Origin of the sequence: Nocardioides sp. Root151 (assembly GCF_001427925.1) — a bacterium.
In the GTDB taxonomy this organism is placed as follows: Bacteria; Actinomycetota; Actinomycetes; order Propionibacteriales; family Nocardioidaceae; genus Nocardioides.
The window spans coordinates 1,152,840-1,170,358 of record NZ_LMGG01000004.1; the positions used below are offsets into that span (position 1 = coordinate 1,152,840).

The following is a 17,519-nucleotide window of genomic DNA, read 5'->3' on the forward strand; positions in this document are numbered from 1 at the left end:
TGAGGGGTTGTCCTGCAGCGCCTCAACGGCCTGCCGTGGTGTCGTGGTTGTCATGCATTCACAGTGGGCCGGCACGCCCTCGCACCGCGTGAGGCATCTGCCTCAACTGTCGGGCGCAGACCCGTCACTCGCGGCGCCGGCACCCGTTCTGTCAGCGAGCGGCGGACTCCTCGATGGCGTCCAGCAGACTCTCGAAGGTCGTGTTCAGCATCCTGTCGATGACCGGGCCGGTCACTCGTCCGAGCGGACCGCCCCGGGGCACGTACCGGTAGTCGAACGTGATCGCCGTCCCGTCTCCCTGAGGTTCGAGGGTGAGCCGCGACTCCGCCTGCTTGAACGGCACGAGGACCGAGGGCTGGTTCGCGGTGGCCATGGTCTGGCCCTCTTCCCAGACGGTGACGGTCTCGAGCATCGACCCGACTGGCTTCAGGTCCACCTGGCGACGGGCACCGACTCCGTGGGTCTGCTCGCCGATTGCTCGGGAGGCCCTGATGCCGTCCCAGTGGTCCGCCAGGTTCGGGAAATCCGCGCACACGTCCCAGACCGTGTCGCTGGACGCGGCCACCTTGCGCCTCACGGTGAGCTGACGTTCGCCCATGATGCTGGCTCCCATTCGACCACCAACATTCTACGACTCTTCGGGGCCCGTGCTTCCGTCTCCGCTGCCGAAATCGGAGGGGTGAGCACGCGGCTAGTCGTGGAGAACGCGGAAGGCGTACCTGCCGGAGCCGACCTCGAACCGGGCGTAGCCATCCTCCATTCCCACGAACGTCGCGCCCTTGGGGGCCTTGACCGAACGACGGTCGGACGACGGCACGTAGATGTCGGCCGACGCACCGACCGGCACCTCGGCGCGGAGGGTGAAGTGGTCACGGTTCCGTCGCCAGGACGAGCCCACCCGGCCGAGCGGGGACGACACATGGGCAGACGCGTTCTTGAGGTCTCCCACCGGGTAGGGCTTGATCCGCACTGCGGAATAGCCCGGGGCGGCCGGCTCGATCCCGGCCACCCGCTGGTAGAGCCAGTCGTCCACGGTGCCCAGGAACGCATGCTGGTGCGAGCGCGACGACTCCTGCCACTCCTCCCACATGGTGGTGGCCCCGAGCTCCTCGAACCAGTAGCCCCAGCCCGGGTACGTCGGGTTGGTGGCGACGTCGTACGCCAACTCGCCGTACCCGAGATCGGTCAGCACCGGAAGGATGATCTTCGTGCCGAGCGCGCCGGTGTTGAGGTGGACGCCGCGGTCCTTGATGTCCTTGACCAGGTTGGCGATCACGGTCTTGCGGTGCTCCTGCGGGACGATCCCGAGACTCAACGGGAACAGGTTCGACGTCTGCCGGTAGCCGGCGGCCGGGTCGTCGTAGTAGGCCCCCTCGGACTCGTCGTAGAACGTCGCGTTGATCGCGTCGGCCAGTGAGGACGCGAAGTCGGTGAAGTGCTCGGCATCCGCGTCGTGCCCGAGTGCCGTGGCCATCTTGGCCATCGCTGTCGCGGTCATGTGGAGGTAGGCGGTGCCGGTGAGTCGGGTCCCCTCGGGCGGGTTGGCAGCGCCAGGCGCCAGCCAGTCGCCGTAGCTGAACCCGGTGTAGATCCCGTTCGTCTTCGCCACGTCACGTTCGAAGTGGTCGAGCCACGCCTTCATGCTGTCGTAGTTGTCTGCGATCGCGCGGGTGTCGCCGTAGTACCAGTAGAGGTCCCAGTTGACGAGGACGTAGCTGGCCGACCAGACCGGGTCCACGACCTGCTTGCCGCCGACGGTGCCCGGGACGGTGTGGCCGAGCGTCCCCTCGGGGGTCAGGTCGTCGCGGTGGGCCCGCATCCAGTTCGCGTAGAACTCCTGGACGTCGAAGTTCGCGATCGCCGAGTCCGAGATCAGCTGTCCGTCCGCGGTGTAGGGGCGCTTCTCATACATCGGGGTGTCGGTCGGCACCGAGTGCAGGTTGTTGAGGATCGTGTTCGCCTGTGCCGCGTGGTAGCGGTTGAGCAGCCCGCTGGAGCTGTGGAACTCCCCGGTGGTGGGCACCGCGGAGTGAACCCGCTCCCCCGCAACCGACTCCACCTCGACACCTGCAGGCACCTCGACCTGCAGGTAGCGGAACCCGGCATAGCTGTAGCTCGGACGATAGGTCTCGACGCCGTCCCCGTTGAGGATGTAGGTGTAGGCCTGCATCGCCATGCCGAAGGCCCCGGAGTTGTCGACCGTGCCGTCGGCGCGGAGCTTCTCGCCGTAGGTGATCTTGACCTCCGCTCCGGCCGGCCCGCTCACCGCGACCTTCGCCCAGCCCGCGGTCGGGCTCGTGAAGTCGTAGACGTGGATGCCACTCCCCGGGTTGGTGACCGTGCCGACCTGCAGTGGCTCGGTGACCTTGATCGGCGGGAACATCTGGGCCGTCAAGGTGCCTTCGGGAGCCGAGACCGAGCGTGCGGCCCGCCAGCTCGCGTCGTCGTACCCGGGCCCGGTCCAGCCCGGCAGCTCCAGCCTCGCGTCGTACGTCTCGCCGAACCACAGCGACTCCGTGCGCGTGGGGCCGTCGGCCAGCTTCCAGCTGTCGTCGCTCACCACCCGGGTCGAGGTGCCGTCCTCGTAGGTGATGTCGAGCTGGAGCTTCAGCTTGGGCTCGCCGTGCCAGGGCGAGGTCATCCACTCGTCGGGTCGGGTCATCGCGTAGTACCCGCGGCCCAGGCTCACGCCGACGGCGTTGTCACCCGACCGCAGCGCATCGGTGACGTCGTACGTCGCGTAGAGGACGGTCTTGTCGTAGACGGTGAAGCCCGGGTCCAGCTCGTGGTCGCCTATCCGCTGCCCGTTGACGAAGAGCTTGTAGTAGCCGAGACCGGAGACGTAGGCCCGTGCAGACGCGATGGGCTTGTCCGCCGCGAACTCGCGTCGCAGCAAGGGTTCCGGCGGAGTCGACACGGTGACGGAGCTGCCCCAGGGACCGGAGCCGTAGGCCGCCCCGACCAGTGCGTGGGGCCAGGCGGAGTCGTCGAAGTCGGACTGCTGCCAGCCGTCCGCCGCGGTCTCGCTGCTGACCCAGGTGTCGTCGGTGACGATCCGCAACGGGTCGCCGGCGCCCCCGACCGTCACCTTGAGCGAAGCGAGCAGGCCGGCAGGCCCCGGCTGGGCGTTGACCGCCTCGATCGCGATCACGTTGCGGCCGGGCTGCAGGTGGGCCGCGATGTCGACGATCGTGGCCGTACGCCACGCGTCCTGCACCCGCGGCGACCTGACGATCTCTGCGCCGTTGACGTAGAGCGTGAGGGAGTCATCAGCGGTCAGCTGCATCTCCGCAGCCTCGATGGCCTGACCGGCAGGAACTTCGAACGCGGTGCGGAAGAAGCGGTTGCCGACGGGCGCCGAGTCGGCCGGCTTGCCCGCGGGGAACCAGATCCAGCTGGCGTCCTCGAACGAGGGCTTGGGCAGTTCGTCCTGGGCACCGATCCAGTCGCCCTCGAACTCCTCCGGGGCGAGGAAGGCGGTCTCGAACCGGGCCGGCGCGCTCCACTGCGATGCCTTGCCCCGGGCGTCCCAGACCCGCACCTTCCAGGAGTAGCGGGTGCGCGACTCGAGGGCGGGGCCGTCGTACACGACGTCGACCGAGCGCGACGACGTCACCTTGCCGCTGTCCCAGATCTGCTCCGGCCGGCCGCTCCCCGTGGACACCACGATCTCGTACGCCGACTGCTCGGCTCCGTTGCCCGACGCACTCAACTCCCACCCGAACCGAGGGCGTGCCGCGTCGATCCCGAGCGGGGTGGCTTGGTGCTCCACCTCGAGAGTGCCCACCCGCAGACCGTTGCCCGGCGCCGTCGCTAGTGCACGTTCAACGACCGGAGTGGTCCCGTTCGCGAATGCGGGCGGCAGGCTCACCATGGCCAGCGCAAGAGCGGTGAGCAGGGCCAGCGGCACACGTGAGGCGCGCTGCGTCAAGGACAAGGGCATCGTCGGACTCCCAGTGATGAAGCGATTCGGCATGGACACATCGAGTCAGTTCACCCGGCCGGCAGCACCCGGATCGCCTGCACCGCGAGGTCTCCGGTGCCGGAGAGTGGGTCGAGCCGAAGCTGCCGCAGTCCGGCCGCCTGTGCCGGGATCGGCACGCGGTAGGTGCCTGTCCCGGCCACCGTGTCGAACCGTCCGCTCCGGGACTCGGCGAAGCCGCCGTCGGTCGTCGCCCAGAACAACTGGCCCTGACCGGAGACCGACGAGTCCATGGTGATCTCGACGACGGCGCCGCCGGCGAGGTCGACATCGACGTTCGGCCCGACGACGTACGGATCGCCGCCGGTGGCCGAGAAGCCCAGCACCCCGTCGGAGACGGTCAGCTCGCTCACCTGGTTGCCTGCCGACCACCCTTCCGTGTCACCGGGAGTGTCGAACTCCCATGACGCGAAGGCGTTCGACACCCGCACGGTGACGGTGCGGCTGACCGGCTCTCCGCCGTCCGTGGAGAAGCTGACCTTGACCTCGTAGGAGCCCTCTGCGGTGCCCGCCGGCACCGACACGTCGAGCGGCACCTCGTGCGACACCCGCCGCCCGTCGGAGTCCAGGGCGACCGGCGCACTGGCCGGCTCGACCGTCCAGCCGTCCGGTGCCTGCGTGGCCAGCGTGCCGGCCAGCGTGTCGGGCGCGACCCCGTCGATCCGGGCACGCACGGTGGCGGTCCCTCCGGGCAGCACGGTGGTCCGGGCCGGGTCGACGGAGAGCTCGTACGACGTGACCTCAGCGCCCTCCTGCAGATCGAGGGAGACGACCCGCACCGGCTGCAGCTTCACCGGCCCGAGCAGCCCGGAGGCACGAGGACTGTGCTCGAGCTGGTTCGTCCTGGTGTTGGTGACCGTGACCTCGATGGTGTTGCTGCCCGGGTGCAACCGGTCGGTGACATCGACCACGTAGGGCCGCGCGTCCAACGGTGTGGGGGCGTCCCCATTGACCGAGACCGCCGCCAGCTCACGGACGTCGCCGAGGTCCAGCCGGATCCGGCGCCCGTCGGCCAGGAAGTCCGTCGGCACCTCGACCTCGCGGGTGTAGGCGCCCGAGCCGGAGAAGTCCGGGTCGAGGTCGGTCCAGCTGCGCAGCGGTCGGGTCACCGTGCTCGCGCCGTCGGCGTCGAACCGGAAGTCCCAGTCGCCGCCGAGGGCGATCGGCTCCATCGGGTCGGTCACCTCTGTCTGCGCGGCGTACTGCCGGTCTCCGAGACTGCCCACGGCGTAGACGGTGCCCGGCTCCTCGACGACCAGTGTGGTCCGGAGGTCATCGGTCACCTCCGTCACCTCGGCCGCGTTGGTGGCGGTGAGATGCGGAGTCCTTCCCGGTGCGTGGGCACCGGGTCGGAACGTCACCCAGACCGCCTCGTAGGGGTCCAGGTCCAGGTCGACCGCCGTCGAGTCGTCGCTCTTGCTGTAGACCGGTGCCACGCGACGGTCGCCGGTGTCGAGATTCCACAGCTCCGGCACGCCTGCCACGTCGAAGTCGGCCGTGGTGCGCACCGACTTGTCGCTCAGGTTGACGACCAGGAACGCGTCGTCTCCCCCGCGGCGTACGTGTCGCACCCGCACCGCCGACGTCTCCGGGGCCAGGGTGACGCCCGGCGTGACCCGCTCCCTCACCACGTCGGCGAGCTCGCTGCGATCGGGCAGGAACACGGCGCGGCCGCCACTCCCGTGGTCCTTCTGGGACTTCTGGGCGTGCAGCGGATCGGTGCCGAACAACGCCTCCAGCCGGGTGCGGAGCTGGGCGTCACGACCGTCCGCCTCCTTGCTCGGCAGCCCGTCGACCGCGACCACAGTGCCGCCGCTGCGCACCATCTGCTCGATGGTGTCCAGCGCTTCCAGGGAGAGTACGTCGGCCCGCGGCATCACCAGGGTCTGCCAACGCTGGTCGCGAAGCACCAGGTCACCCTTGCTCACCTCGAGGTCGACCCCGAGGTCCTCGTCGCCTGCGAGGGCGAGCTCGTCGAGGTAGTCGAAGTCGAGCTGTCCCTGCAGCAGCGCGTTGGAGGTCCCCGTCCAGGACGCGTCGACCGGTCCGAGCGCCGCGCCGTTGCCGGCGAAGCCACGCACGTCCCACGGCGTTCCGGTCGCCATCACCGACGAGCTCGGGTAGAGCACGCCGACCGGGTTCACCGGTGTCGCGCCGCGCGCCGGCTCGGTCAGCCGCCCGACATAGTCGGCGTACCGGTGGAACCGCGGCCAGAAGGTGTTCTGGAAGAACTCGCTCGGCTGCGACTCGAAGGCCCGCTTGCCGTCGGTCGAGTAGTAGAACGCGTGGTTGTCGATCAGGTCCACGCCGCCGGACGCCTCCCAGGCAACGGTGCGCCGCATCTCCTCCATCGTCAGGTCCCACCCGAACGCGCCGAACGTCTCGGCGAGGTTGCGTTCGCGACCGAACAGGTGCGCCACTGACGAGTTGAGCTTGGGCGTGATCGCCGACGGGTTGAGACCACCGATCAGGTCCATGCCGGGAAGCTGGTACTCACGCTGCATCTCGAACCAGCTGCCACCCTGGATCAGCCGGTGGCTACCGAGGTCCTCCTCGACGAGAGGGTTGGAGATCAACGCGATGCCGTGGTCGTCGGCCCAGCGGGCGAGCGGGACGGTGTGCGCCTCGTTGTACCTGTCGGACAGGGCGTCTTGATAGCCGACGCGCACCTTCGTGGTGTCGGATCCGGTGTCGTACCAGAGCGCGGCCAGGTCGCGGGTGAGGTCATACCCGGCGTTGTGCGTCAGGTAGTCACGGAAGCCCGGGGTCCAGGCGACCGAGCCGCGCGAGTCCGCGCCGCCACGGCCGTCGGGGAAGTTGTTGTAGAAGCCGGGCTCGTCGTTGAAGATGCCCGGGATCGTGTCGCCGAACTGCTCACCGACACGGGCGGCGTACGACTCATGGGTGATGTCGATGAACTTCTCGGTCACCTTCGGGTTGAGCATGTCGACGTACGGCTCGTCGGGCTCGAGGTCGGGGTGATAGTTCAGCAACGGGCGCTGCACGAGCTGCACCACGCACCAGCCGTCACCGGCGGGGGCGGTCCACGAGAGGCGGCCGTCCTGCGGCTCGAGCTCGCGCGCCGAGGAGCCGTCGAGCTCGACCCCTCGGGCTTCCCCGTTGGTGACGCAGCTTCCACTGGCAGCCTTGCGGTAGGCCACCGCGGCGACCAGCTCGTCGTCGACCGGGCCCTCGCGGTCCTTCGCCGCCACGGGCTGGTCGTACGTCGTGCCGCCGGGCACGTCGGCAGCGATCGGGGTCAGATACCACGGCACGTAGGTCGGATTCGCCTCGATCGTGCGGCCGTCGACCTCACCGCCGCGGACGGTGCGCCCACCGGCGAAGCCGCTCGGCCAGTTGAGGTCGTCGTACAGCCAGGCCTTCATGCCACGGTCGGCGGCCTGCTCCACGACGTGCTCGACCTTGTCGAAGTAGTCGGTGGACAGGTAGTAGTCGTTCTCCGTCACGCCGAACTCGCCACCCAGGCCCTGCCGCGGGTGGATGAAGAACTCCTCGACGCCGTTGGCCTGCATCTCGTCGAGCTGCCGGTCGAGCTCGGCCTCGGTGAGCTCGCCGTTCCAGAACCAGAAGGCGTGCGGCCGGCTGGTGGACGGCGGCTCGGCGAACGCCGCAGGATCGAGGCGTCCGGTGGTGTCGTCCCAGTCGGGACCCTCACTGCCGGAGTCCTCGGCCTGCGCCGCTCCGAACAGACCGACGAGCAACGCCGCCGTGGCCAGTCCCACCAGGTTCTTCCGCATCATCGGGCGTTCCCCTCGCTGAACTGGTAGGTGCCGGAACCGACCTCGACCCGCACGACGTCGCCGTCCCGCGAGACCGACGTGACCCCCGCGGCGTCGGCCACCGGGGTGTCCCCCACGAGGACCGGGTCGTCGGCCGGGATCTCGATGGTGGCGGTCGTGTTGACCGGAACCGTGACGTCGAGCGACAGGTCGCCGTCGTCCAGGCGCCAGGCCGACGTGATGGTGCCGTAGCCGCTGTCGAAGGACCCCTCCGCGTGGGTGAGTCCGCCGCCGGGAATCGGCGCCACGGTGAAGTGCTTGTAGCCGGGGTGCTCGGGGTCGGGCTGGATGCCGGCGACGTTGCGGTACATCCAGTTGCCGACCGCGCCGTAGGAGTAGTGGTTGAACGAGTTCATGTTGACGTCGCCGAAGCTGCCGTCGGGCTCGATCGAGTTCCACCGCTCCCAGATCGTGGTCGCACCCTTCTCGACCTCGTAGCCCCACGACGGATAGCTCCGCTGGTTGAGCAGCCGGTAGGCGACGTCGGTGTGGCCGGTCTCGGTGAGCACGGGCAACAGGTCGGGGGTGCCGAGGAACCCGGTGGCCAGGTGCCAGTCGTGCCGCTCGAGGTTGGCCACCAGGTGGTCGGCCGTCTCGTCGACGAGGTCGTCGGGGATCAGCCCGAAGGACAGCGCGATCACGTAGCCGGCCTGCGCGTCGCCGGGCAGGCTGCCGTCGACGGCGACGTACTTCTTCACGAACGCCTGCTTCACCGCGTCGGCGAGGTCGGCGTACTTCTGGGCGTCCGCGGTCTTCCCGACTGCCTGCGCCATCTGCGACATCAGGCCGCTCACGTGGGCGAAGTACGCCGTCCCGATGAGGTCGCGTGGGGCGTTGTCGTCGAGGTTGAGCCAGTCGCCGTAACCGGAGTCGGGTCGGATGTAGCCGGTGCTGTTGTTCGTGAGGTAGGTGATCCACGCGGCCATCGCGTCGTAGTTCTCGTCGATGACCTCGGTGTCGCCGTAGGTCTGCCAGACCGTGTAGGGCACGGTGATGCCGGCGTCTCCCCAGCCGGTGTTGCCGGCCCCGACGACGGGCACGAAGGGCGCCACGTCGGTGAACGCTCCGTCGCTGCGTTGGGCGTCGCGCAGGTCGCGCAGCCACTTGTCGCCGAGGAAGGTCGACACGTCCATGTTGAAGGCGGCGGTGGGTGCGAAGACGTTGATGTCGCCGGTCCAGCCCATCCGCTCGTCGCGCTGGGGGCAGTCGGTCGGGACACTGAGGAAGTTGCCGCGCTGCGACCAGGTGATGTTGCTCTGCAGCTGGTTGAGCATCGGGCTGGAGGTCTCGAGCGAGCCGGTCTCGGCGGCGTCGGTGTTGATCACCTGACCCACGACGTCGGAGGCCTCCGGGCGGCCCGGGTAGCCGGTGATCTCGACGTAGCGGAAGCCGTGGAAGGTGAACACCGGGTCGATCGTCTCGACGTCGTCCCCCTTGGCGATGTAGGTGTCGGTCGCCTTGGCCGAGCGCAGGTTCGCGGTGTAGAGCGTGCCGTCGGGGTTGATCTCCTCCCCGTAGCGGATGGTCAGCTCCTGGCCCGGCTCCGGGTTGCGCACCTGGATCCGTGCGGTGCCGACCATGTTCTGTCCGAGGTCGAAGACGTAGGTGTCGGGCTCGGGCTCGGTCATCTCCTGCGTCGGCAGCTCCTGCGTCACCCGCGCCGGCGGGTCGGCCTGGGCGACGAGCTCCGCGGTCACGCCGGTCTTCGGGATCACCGGCTTCCACGTGGAGTCGTCATAGCCAGACGTCGTCCAGCCGGGCGTGGCCTCGCGGGCGTCGATCGCCTCGCCGTCCTGCATGTCCGACTCGCGGATCTCGCCGCGGGTGCTGCGCCATGAGTCGTCGGTCGTCACGGTCTCGGTGGTGCCGTCGGCGTGGGTGACCTCGAGCTGGGCGAGCAGGCCCGGGAGCTGGCCATAGAGGTTCTGGCCATAGATCGCGATCTTGCCCGAGTACCAACCGGTCGAGAGTCGCGCACCCATGGCGTTGTCGCCGCCGCGGACCAGGTCGGTGACGTCGTAGGTCTGGTACTGAACGCGCTTGTTGTAGTCGGTCCAGCCCGGGGCGAAACGGTCCTTGCTGACCAGCTGACCGTTGAGGTGTACGTCGTGCACGCCGAGCGCCGTGACATAGAGGCGTGCGGATGTGATGTCGTCGCCGAGCTCGAACTCCTTGCGCAGCTGGGAGGTGCGCTCGTCGTCGGCCTCGGTCGTCGGGGTCCACCGGATGGTGCGGTCACCGGCGACCGGCTTGCCGTCGGCGTACGCCGTGCCGTGGGCGTACTTGTCGTCGCTGTGACTCCACCAGCCGACCTTGCCCTCGACGTCGGAAATCTCGAGATAGTAGGTGCCCGGCTCGGCGGGCTCGTCGAGCTTCACCTCGCCCCAGCCGTTGTCCGGGTGGTCGACGAGGCGCTGCGTCTTGAGCACCGCGCCGGCGGGGCCGTCGGCGCGCAGCGTCACGGTGACGTCGGAGTCGGCCGTGTTCCAGGTGGGCATCCGGCCGGCCGCCGCGTCGAAGGTGCGGTCGGCGGTGAACGTCTGGCCGAGCGTCTTGCCTGCGAGCAGCTCCGCCGGATAGCTCTGCTCGGTGTTGGTGGTGGGCAGCCAGAACTTCGCGTCGTGGGCGATCCACTCGGCCGTCCAGTCAGACTTCTGCAGCAGCCCGGTCTCGAACCACGCCACGTTGCTGGGCGGCGCCGGCTGGCCGGCGGCGTCCCACACCTGGACGCTCCAGAAGTAGCGGGTGCGCGAGGTGACGGCCGGGCCGTCGTACGCCACCTGCCGGGAGTCGGCGGACTCCACCTTGCCGCTGTCCCACACGTCTGCCCGGCCGGCCTTGAGCAACGACGGACTGGTCGCGACCAGCAGCCGGTAGGCGGTCTGTGCCTGGCCGTTCTCCTTGGCCTGCATCACCCAGCCGAACCGTGGCGTCGGGTCGTCGAAGCCGAGCGGGTTGTGGGTGCCGTTGACGGTCAGCTGCCCGACCCGCAGGTCGCTGCTGGGCGCGGTCGCGGAGGCGCTGGTCGCCGGTGCGACGACCAACGCCGAGTTGCCCAGGGCCAGGGCGAACGCGGTGGCGATGATGGCGATGATCCGAGACATGAGAGGTATCTCCAGGGTTGGGATGTCAGGCATGACAAGCGAGTGCGCTGGATCGTTTCAATTCCAGATCGCACGCTAGGTGCGTGACTGGCGTCACGTCAACGACGTGTCCGGTATCGGCCATCTGTGGCTCAGGAGAAGCGTGACGGACGGGCAAAGAGCATCTCGCCGACCACGCAAACATGACCGGGTTCGGTCAGCCGTAGGCCTGTTTGTCCAGGGCTTCCGCTGTTAGCGTCGGGAATCCCTGAAACGCTTCAGTTGCCCTGGAGGCCACATGTCCGGCTCATCCCGCTGGAATCTCCCGCGAGTCCTGGTGCTGCCACTCGTGCTCGTGGCGATGCTGGCCGCGACCCTCAGCCTGAGGTCGGCACCGGTGGCCGCCGAGAACGACGCGCTCTCCGTGGGGCAGCTCTCGACGAATCACCTGGAACACGCCCTGGGGGTGCCCGTCGAGCCTCCGGTCCTCTCGTGGCAGCTTCACGGCCCGGACCGCGGAATCGTGCAGTCGGCGCGTCAGATCCAGGTCGCGACGACGGCGGACGGCTTCGACGACGCGGTCGTGTGGGACAGCGGTCGGGTGTCCGACTCGAAGTCGGTGAACGTTCGGTACGCCGGACCTGCCCTGAAGGAGAAGACCCGCTACCACTGGCGGGTCCGGGTGTGGGACGGCACCGGCGCCATGAGCGCGTGGAGCGAGCCCGACTGGTTCGAGACGGCACTCGCGAACGACGCGACGTCGGCCTCGGGCTGGGGGGCGCAATGGATCGGCGGACCGTCTGATGCGCCGCGCGGGGTCGACTGGAGTAACTACACCCTCACGGTGCGCACCAGCAACGTGCAGGAGGCCCTCGGCATCGTCTTCTACTCCGACTCGGCCGCCTCGCAGAACAACTACATGTGGCAGCTGTCCAACCGCGGCGCACCGAGCCTCCGGCCACACAGCAGGGTCAACGGCACATGGTCCGCGCTCGCCGACGTGCCCATCGCGGACGACGTCCTGCCCGGTGGTCTCGGCGCCGAGCACGAGATCACCATCGACCTGTCCGACGGTGTCGCCGCGACGAGCATCGACGGTCACCAGATCGACTCACGGCCGATTCCGCTGCGCTCGTCAGGGACCATCGGCTTCCGGACCGCCGCCGGCGAGTCCGGTGACGTCCGCGAGGTGACCGTCTCGAAGGGCGAGGAGGTCCTGTTCCACACCGACTTCTCCGACGGCGTCAACCCGTTCGCCATCGGAGAGGTGCGCGACGGGGTGCTCAAGGTTTCCGGTGTGGTGGAGAACGGCGTGATGTCCACTGAGCAGCAGGCGCTCCCCCTGTTGCGTCGCGACTTCGCGCTCGACAAGCAGGTCGCCTCCGCCCGGCTCTATTCGACGGCCCTCGGTATCTATCGCGCGGAGATCAACGGCCAGCGGGTGGGAGACCACGAGCTCGCCCCGGGCTGGACCGACTACAGCAAGCTGGTCCAGTACCAGGTCTACGACGTGACCGACCACCTCCAGCAGGGCGAGAACACCATCGGCGCCGAGCTCAGCAACGGGTGGTACGCCGGCCACCTGGCCTGGGTGGGCGCGAACCGCTACGGGTCGGCCCCGGCCTTCCTGGCTCGCCTCGAGGTGACCTACGAGGACGGCACGACCGAGGTCGTCACCACCGACCAGAGCTGGTCGACGACGCCGGGACCGGTGCTCGAGGCCGACCTTCTGATGGGTGAGACCTATGACTACCGCCGGCAGGTGCCGGGGTGGAGCGAACCCGACACGACCGGTGACTGGTCGCCGGCGCGCGTGCTCACGCCGACACCCGGAGAGCTGCACGCTCAGACCGATCCCCCGGCGCGCGTCACCGAGGAGCTGGACGTCGTCGAGCTGACCCACCCGCAGCCCGACGTCTCCGTCTACGACCTGGGACAGAACATGGTGGGCTGGGTCAAGGTCCGGCTGACCGGCGAGGCCGGCGACGTCGTCAGGATCCGGCACGGCGAGGTGCTGAACCCGGACGGCACGCTCTACACCGCGAACCTGCGGACGGCGAAGGCCACCGAGACGGTGACCCTGGGCAAGGACGGCACCGTCGAGTTCAGCCCACACTTCACCTCCCACGGCTTCCGCTACGTCGAGATCACCGGTCTCGACGTACCACCGGCCGCGGAGGAGGTCACCGGCATCGTCGTCGGCACCGACAACGCTGCTGCCGCGTCCTTCTCGACGTCCGACCCGATGCTCGACCAGCTGCAGTCCAACATCTCGTGGGGCATCCGCGGCAACTTCCTGTCCGTGCCCACCGACACCCCGGCCCGCGACGAGCGGCTCGGCTACTCCGGTGACCTCAACGCCATCGCGGACACCGCCGTGTTCAACCAGGACACCTACGCCTTCCTGACCAAGTGGCTGCGGGACATGCGGCTGCACCAGCACCCGAACGGCGTCATGCCGATGATCGCGCCGGGCACCGAGCCGGGTGTGGGCGAGAGCACCGCCACCGCGGGCTGGGGCGACGGGTTCATCACGGTCACGGACGCACTGTGGCGCAACCACGGCGACAAGAGCGTGATCGACGAGAACTGGTCGGCCATGGTCCGCCTGGTCGACCACTGGACCTCAGTGGCGCAGGACGGCATCGTGCCGAACGGCCACGGCATCGGCGACTGGCTGAACCTCAACGACCCGACTCCGGACACGTTGCTGGCAACCGCCTTCTACGCGCTCGACGCCCGGCTGCTGAGCGAGATGGCCGAAGCGACCGGGCGCGACGCGGCCGCGGCCGACTACCGGGCGCTGTACGACGACGTCCGGGCCGCGTTCGCCGCCCGGTTCATCGCACCGGACGGTCAGGTGGGCACCGGGTCCCAGTCCGCTTACGCCATGGCGATCGACATGGGCCTGGTGCCGGAGGAACAGCTGGACGCCGTCGGCCGCAAGTTCGTCGCCGCGATCAAGGCCAAGGGCTGGCACCTGAGCACGGGGTTCCTCGGCACACCGCACCTGCTCCCCGCGCTGAGCGCCGTCGGTCGCGACGACGTGGCCTACCGGCTGTTGCTCGAGAAGCAGTACCCCTCCTGGCTGTACGAGGTGACCCAGGGCGCGACGACGACCTGGGAGCGGTGGGACTCGATCCGCCCCGACGGCTCCTTCCAGGACCCGGGGATGAACTCCTTCAACCACTACGCGTACGGCGCGGTCGGCGAGTGGATGTACTCCTCGATCGGCGGCATCCGGTCGACCGGGCCCGGCTACTCGACCTTCCGCGTCGCACCGAGGCCGGGCGGCGAGCTGACCCACGCCGACGTCAGCCACGACTCGCCGTACGGTGAGATCCGGTCGGCGTGGCGGACCGTCTCTGACGATCAGCTCACCCTCGACGTGACCGTTCCCGCCAACACCGTGGCGCGGGTTCACGTTCCGGCGGTGAGCGAGCAGGGCGTCTTCGAAGGCGGCGGTCTCGCCAGCGAAGCACCCGGCGTCCGTTTCGTGCGGATGCAGGACGGAGCGGCGGTCTTCGAGGTGGGCTCCGGGGACTATGCCTTCGAGTCGGACGACGTGCGGGGCTACATCGGGCTGGCTGCCGCCAGGGCTCTCGACCTCCAGGACCTGGCCGATGAGGTGGCCGGCTCTCCGGAAGCGCCCAAGGTGGTCCAGAAGCGACTGCCGGTCGAGGCCGGCCAGCTCGTGACGAGCCTGGACGACGCCTTCCAGGCGTATCTGGCTGGCGACACCGATCTGGCCACCGAGTCGTTGGCCAGCGCGCAGGCTCGGGCAGACCGGCTTCGCAGGCTCATCGACGATTGGGCCACCGAGGGAGCCGTCAGCACCGGCGACGCAGATGCGCTGACCGCGTCGTTGGCGCGGGTCGACTCGGCGATGTCCCAGGCCGCCCGGCGGCTCCATGACGTCTCGGCGTCGCTGGTGCAGGGGGAAGGTCCTGCCATCCCCGGGTCGAGCCTGCGTGTCGTGGGGCGACTGACGAACAACGGCTCGGAACCAGTCCGTGACCTGAAGCTCTCCCTCGACCTGCCTGCTGGGTGGTCGGCAGACCCGGCCACTGTGTCCGAGCAGGTCGGCCCCGGGGAGTCGATCGACGTACCACTCGACGTACACGTGGCCGAGGACCAGCCACTCGTGCAGGGTCTGGAGGTCGAGGGTTCCATGAGCTATCGCCGCGGCCCTGCCACGACGACGGTGCCCGTGCGCGTGCTCGTGGACGTGGTCTCGCCCGTGCGCATCGTCTCGACGACCGCCGAGCCCTCACTCCTCGAAGAGCCGGGAGACTCCGCCACGGTGACCGTCACCCTGGAGAACCAGCGCCCGGATGCTCCGTTGAACGGCGAGCTGAGGTTCAGTGCCCCACCGGGATGGACGGTGACGCCACAGACCGAGACGTATGAGCTGGCCGCGGACGCGGATGCGTCCGTCCAGGTGACCGTCACCTCGCCGGCCGACGCGACCAACCTCGCCGCAGTCATCGCTGTCGATGCCTTCTACGAGGCTGGCCCGGCCGCCGGTGACAGTGCCGAGGTGCGGATCTCGTCCGCGCTGAAGCGGTGGGAGTTCAACACGGCAGGTGACACCGAGGGCTGGACCCCGACGAGCCAGCTCGCTGACTTCACCGTGGCAGATGGCGCCCTCCGTGCCACCTCGACGGGCGGAGACCCGAACCTGGCCTACGGTCCCGGCGCTGGTTCCTTCGACGTCACGCAGGGTGCCTACCTGGAGATCACGATGACCTCGTCGATCGACGGAGACGGGCAGCTCTTCTGGGGGACACAGGCCTCACCGGGTCCCAGCGAGGGCAACAGCGCGAGGTTCGGCGTCCAGGCAGGCGGCGAGCACGTGTACCTGGTGCCGATCCCCGCGCTGGACAGCCCGCTGACCATGCTCCGGCTCGATCCGCTGAGCTCCCAGGGAGACCTCGGGATCAACAGCATCCGGCTGATTCGCTAGGCCTGACGATGGCTGTTGGCGGTCGCCCCGACGGGCGGTACGTCAGCGGCCGTGTGCCCAGGTGGGATACGGCTGGAGGGCTGGGTGAACTCGCCCTCCGGCAACTCCCACAGGGCGATCCTCGCGGCGACATCAACCGCACGAAGGTACCTGGTGCTCGGCGAGAAGCCTCATCCTTTCGTCGGGTCAACCGTGATCCTGAATCCCGAGGGTCCGTGGGGGAAGATCAAGGCCCCTGCCTCTGCAGGTATCTCATAGAGTGACCAACCCTTCAGGAACTGACCGGGGCCCACGCTGTCGGGCAGTTCCTCGCTGAACTCTCCGGTGCCGTAGGCCCCCAGCATGGCGATCGCCCAACCAGTGTCGGTGATCAACTGTCCATCAGCGCTCTCAAAATTCGGGTAGACGTTCGTCCCATACGCATCCGGACCGCTGAGGTGTCGAATCGTCATCTCGACCGCGACGAAGACCCGCTCGGGTGACACGGTGTCGTCGCTCTTGGGCTTCGGGTAGGTGACCTTGTTCAGTGTCACCGCAACAGATGTCCCCTCGTCGTCGGGACCAAGCACAACGGTGTCACCCGCTCTTTCCAGAACGGGCTCGGAGTCGCCCGATGGCTCCCCTTGCTCCGCTGGATCGAGCTCGGCGCCATTGTCGTCCCCAGCTGGCTCAGTGACCGTCACGGTGACCGTTGCCGTCTCCGACGCCGAGTTGGGATCATCTCCGCCGCATCCGGCCATAACTGTGGCCAAGACCAGCAGGAGTAGACAACACGACGTCCGCCTTAGCCCTACTGTGCAACGCGGTTGAGCGCCATTCAGCGTCAACATTCTGTTGCCCTTCTGACGGAAATGACGACTCGATCTCCTGGCATGTCTCCGGCCACACATCCCCAGCTCACTTCTGCTTGATCAGGGCGAACATGGCCGACGCGACGATCCCGAGCCCAGCGAGGATCGTCAGCAGAAGACCCCCACCAACGGTCGCCTCGTCGGCGACCAAAATGGTGTCAATGACGCCAATCAGACCGACCAGGACACCCACGACGAGGGCCACGATGGGAACAGCTATCTGCCATCCCGAAGGTCGCGTCGCCACGCCACGGACTATGCCGGCCGCAACGGCAACGATGCCCAACGGGAGCGTTATGATCCCGTCTCCGTTGGTCCCGGCAACGCTGAACGGTCCTGCCGAGGCCCAGGGCAAGAGTGCGCCGACGACCGCCAGCGCACCGAAAGCCACCACGAGCCATCCGGCGACGCGTGCCGGCGTTGAGAGGCCCGCCATGGGCGTCGTGAATCCGAATGGTCGTGTGTGAGCGGTCCATTGGATGCCGTCCCACCACCGTTCGAAAGGGCCCTCGGGTGCCGGATACCAACCTGGCATGACAGCCGGCGTCGGGTGTTGTGGCACTTCAGACATGGCTCCCCGCATTCACGAAGTCGTCTGGATGTCAGATCGACCCATGGCAGGCTAACTCTGGCCACAGCCCCTGTCAGCGGAACGACTCTTGTCTCTCGGGCGGACTGGAACTGCACACGTGATCTACGCATGTTCGGCGTGGTCGAGGACCCGGTGCCACAGCCGTCAGTCGACGGGCGCGACAAGTCCATACCTGAGCCAGGGTCGCCTCGACGTCCGGGCCGAGCCCGAGGTGTCGGGCCAGGACTGCCGCGGAGGCGCAGTGC

General features: G+C 68.6%; 7 protein-coding genes and 1 pseudogene. 1 reads left to right on the forward strand and 7 read right to left on the reverse strand.

Annotation, left to right across the window (positions count from 1 at the left end; all coding sequences use genetic code 11):
- Window positions 1-151: 151 nt before the first annotated feature.
- From ASD66_RS14140 to ASD66_RS14155, 4 genes are all read right to left on the reverse strand, one after another.
- Window positions 152-613 carry a type II toxin-antitoxin system RatA family toxin gene (locus ASD66_RS14140; protein ID WP_200950043.1) on the reverse strand — a complete coding sequence of 154 codons (462 nt, stop codon included), beginning with the start codon at window positions 611-613 and terminating at the stop codon, window positions 152-154.
- Window positions 614-691: 78 nt separating this feature from the next.
- The gene (locus tag ASD66_RS14145; RefSeq protein ID WP_056891264.1) at window positions 692-3,943 is read right to left on the reverse strand and encodes a family 78 glycoside hydrolase catalytic domain; all 3,252 of its coding nucleotides are present in this window, start codon (window positions 3,941-3,943) and stop codon (window positions 692-694) included.
- 50 nt (window positions 3,944-3,993) lie between these two features.
- Complete coding sequence (locus ASD66_RS14150) at window positions 3,994-7,743, reverse strand: glycosyl hydrolase (RefSeq protein ID WP_056891265.1); 3,750 nt, start codon at window positions 7,741-7,743, stop codon at window positions 3,994-3,996.
- Complete coding sequence (locus ASD66_RS14155) at window positions 7,740-10,886, reverse strand: glycoside hydrolase family 78 protein (protein ID WP_056891266.1); 3,147 nt, start codon at window positions 10,884-10,886, stop codon at window positions 7,740-7,742. The genes ASD66_RS14150 and ASD66_RS14155 overlap by 4 nt, the downstream gene beginning before the upstream one ends.
- Before the next feature lie 277 nt (window positions 10,887-11,163).
- On the opposite strand from ASD66_RS14155, the gene ASD66_RS14160 reads away from it, so the two are divergent.
- A complete protein-coding gene (locus ASD66_RS14160; RefSeq protein WP_082599495.1) occupies window positions 11,164-15,831 on the forward strand; it encodes a family 78 glycoside hydrolase catalytic domain in 4,668 nt (1,555 codons plus the stop codon).
- 170 nt (window positions 15,832-16,001) lie between these two features.
- On the opposite strand, the gene ASD66_RS14165 is transcribed toward ASD66_RS14160, so the two are convergent.
- The 3 genes and pseudogenes from ASD66_RS14165 to ASD66_RS25710 form a co-directional block, all read right to left on the reverse strand.
- Window positions 16,002-16,583, reverse strand: coding sequence for a hypothetical protein (locus ASD66_RS14165; RefSeq protein ID WP_235530097.1), 582 nt, complete (start codon window positions 16,581-16,583; stop codon window positions 16,002-16,004).
- 145 nt (window positions 16,584-16,728) lie between these two features.
- Window positions 16,729-17,118, reverse strand: a complete 390-nt coding sequence (locus ASD66_RS14170; protein ID WP_056891269.1) for a hypothetical protein — start codon at window positions 17,116-17,118, stop codon at window positions 16,729-16,731.
- 30 nt (window positions 17,119-17,148) lie between these two features.
- Window positions 17,149-17,265, reverse strand: a pseudogene (locus ASD66_RS25710) (DUF2510 domain-containing protein); the annotation flags it as partial.
- Between the last annotated feature and the right edge of the window lie 254 nt (window positions 17,266-17,519).

Excerpts from the sequence above, each read along its gene's own strand:
- ASD66_RS14140 (WP_200950043.1), bottom strand. The coding sequence starts at position 613 with ATGGGAGCCAGCATCATGGGCGAACGTCAGCTCACCGTGAGGCGCAAG.
- ASD66_RS14145 (WP_056891264.1), bottom strand. The coding sequence starts at position 3,943 with ATGCCCTTGTCCTTGACGCAGCGCGCCTCACGTGTGCCGCTGGCCCTG.
- ASD66_RS14150 (WP_056891265.1), bottom strand. The coding sequence starts at position 7,743 with ATGATGCGGAAGAACCTGGTGGGACTGGCCACGGCGGCGTTGCTCGTC.
- ASD66_RS14155 (WP_056891266.1), bottom strand. The coding sequence starts at position 10,886 with ATGTCTCGGATCATCGCCATCATCGCCACCGCGTTCGCCCTGGCCCTG.
- ASD66_RS14160 (WP_082599495.1), top strand. The coding sequence starts at position 11,164 with ATGTCCGGCTCATCCCGCTGGAATCTCCCGCGAGTCCTGGTGCTGCCA.
- ASD66_RS14170 (WP_056891269.1), bottom strand. The coding sequence starts at position 17,118 with ATGGCGGGCCTCTCAACGCCGGCACGCGTCGCCGGATGGCTCGTGGTG.